Source organism: Cellulomonas sp. P4_B5_2 (genome assembly GCF_056402235.1).
On record NZ_JBFUHU010000465.1, the window covers coordinates 1 to 2094 of the forward strand.

Below are 2094 nucleotides of genomic sequence, written 5' to 3' on the forward strand. Positions count from 1 at the left end.
GTCCCGTCGGGGCGGGCGATCACGGCCTCGAGGCTCAGCGACCGGCCGTGGTCGGCCAGGTGGGCGGTGGCGCCGATGGGCGCGGCGCACCCGGCCTCGAGGCGCGCGAGCAGGGACCGCTCGGCGACGACGGCCAGGTGGGTGGGCCGGTGGTCGAGCGCCCGGAGCGCCGCGTCGAGCGCGGTGCCCGGGACGAGGTCGGAGCTGCGGACCTCGACGGCGAGGGCGCCCTGGCCGGGTGCTGGTGCCATGACGTCCGGTCCGAACGCCTCGGTCATCGCGTCGAGGCGGCCCAGCCGGGCCAGGCCGGCGCGCGCGAGGACCACCGCGTCGAGGTCACCCGTGCCGCTGCGCGCACCCGCCACGCGACCGAGGCGGGTGTCGACGTTGCCCCGGATGTCGACGACCACGAGGTCCGGGCGGGCGGCGAGCAGCTGGGCGGCCCGGCGCGGGGACCCCGTGCCGACCGTGGCGCCCCGGGGCAGCTCGGCCAGTGTCAGGCCGTTGCGGGCGCACAGGGCGTCGCTGGGGTCCTCGCGCGGCGGGACGACCATCGACAGGCCCTCGGCGTCGCCCGTCGGCAGGTCCTTGAGCGAGTGCACCGCGACGTCGCACCGACCGTCGAGCAGGGCGTCGCGCAACGCGGTCACGAAGACCCCCGTACCGCCCAGGCTCTGCAGCGATCCGGTCAGCCGGTCGCCGTCCGTGCGGACGTGGACGGTCTCGAGGGTGAGGTCGCCACGCCCCAGGGTGGTGAGGGCGTCGACCACGTGACCGGTCTGGGTGAGCGCGAGGGCGCTCGCGCGGGTCCCGACGCGCACGTGCTGGAGCATGCGGTCAGTGTCCCTCTCCGTCGCGGCGATGTCGAAGTGCGAGGAAATCCGAGGACGTCCGAGAACTCCGTGACGCGGTCATGACAACCTGTCAGAAAATGCTGCCGGAAAATGTGACGTGCGACATTCTTCCGCAGCGTGACGACGCGTTGTCCAGAATCGCGCCGACGAATTCTCCTCAGAGCACCGAGCGTGCCGCGGCGCGCGCGTCGGGGATCACGGACGCAAGCCCGTTGCCCGCCACCCAGGCGCCGCAGACGGCCACCCCGGGCCGCGCGTCCACCGCGGCGCGGACGTCGGCCACCACCTGCGCGTGCTGGGCGCTCGGACGAGGGAGCGCCTGCGTCCACCGGACGATCGCGTGGCCCACCAGCTGGTCCCGCGTCAGCGGGGTGCCCAGGAGCGTGGCGGCGTCGCGCAGCGCGGTGTCGACGTCGGGATCTGTGCCGTCCTCGCCGGCCCGGCCGTAGGAGAGCCGCACGACGTGCCGACCGGCACCTGCGGCCTGCGCGAGCCAGGCCCACTTGGCGGTGCCGTGCGTGAGCGCCTTCGCGGAGACGTCCGTGGCCTCGCGCGCGACGAGCACCCCCGTGCCGCGCGGCGCGCTGTCGAGCGCGGGGGCGTCGAGCACGAGGGTGACCAGCGTGACCTGCGCCCCCGGGTCCGGCCGGCCCACCGGCAGGCCGAGCAGGTCCACGGCGGCCGGCGTGGCGAGCACCCAGCGGTCCGTGCGCTCGTCGTCCAGGGACGCGACCGTCGCGCGGGTACGAACCGTGCCGCCGTGGGCTTCGACGTCCGCGACGAGGGCGTCCACGAGCACGTGCAGGCCGCCGTCGAGCCCCTGCACGGCGGAGCCGGCGGGTGCCGAGGCGCGCAGGCTCCGGACCGCCCGGGCGAGCGACCCGCGCTCGCGGCGCAACGCGTCGGGCAGGCCAGGAGACACCGCGTCGACCGCGAGATCATCAGGATCCGCGGCGTGCACGCCCCCGACCACCGGTCGCACCAGGCGATCCAGCACCCGGGCGCCCATGCGCCGGCGGACCAGCTCACCGAGCGTGTCCGCGCGGGACGGCGGGAGCACCAGGTCGAGGCTCGCGCGCAGCGCGCCGAGCGGTCCGAGCGTCCGGCGCACGTCAGCCGCCCAGGGGTCGGCGGGGATGCCGAGCAGGCCGGTGCGCGGCAGCGGGCCGTCGCCGTGCGGCAGGTGGACCCACGAGCCGTGCGGCTCGGGCGTCCGGACGCGGTCGGTCAGCCCGAGCTC

2 protein-coding genes are annotated in these 2094 nt (G+C 76.3%); both read right to left on the minus strand.

Annotated elements, in window-relative coordinates:
• Positions 1-833 (minus strand): hydroxymethylbilane synthase (hemC, locus tag AC1DUQ_RS21165; RefSeq protein ID WP_477074566.1); only part of this gene is annotated, 833 nt, incomplete at its 3' end.
• A gap of 178 nt (positions 834-1011) precedes the next feature.
• Positions 1012-2094: protoporphyrinogen/coproporphyrinogen oxidase (locus tag AC1DUQ_RS21170; protein WP_477074567.1), on the minus strand; the 1083-nt coding region annotated here is incomplete at its 5' end.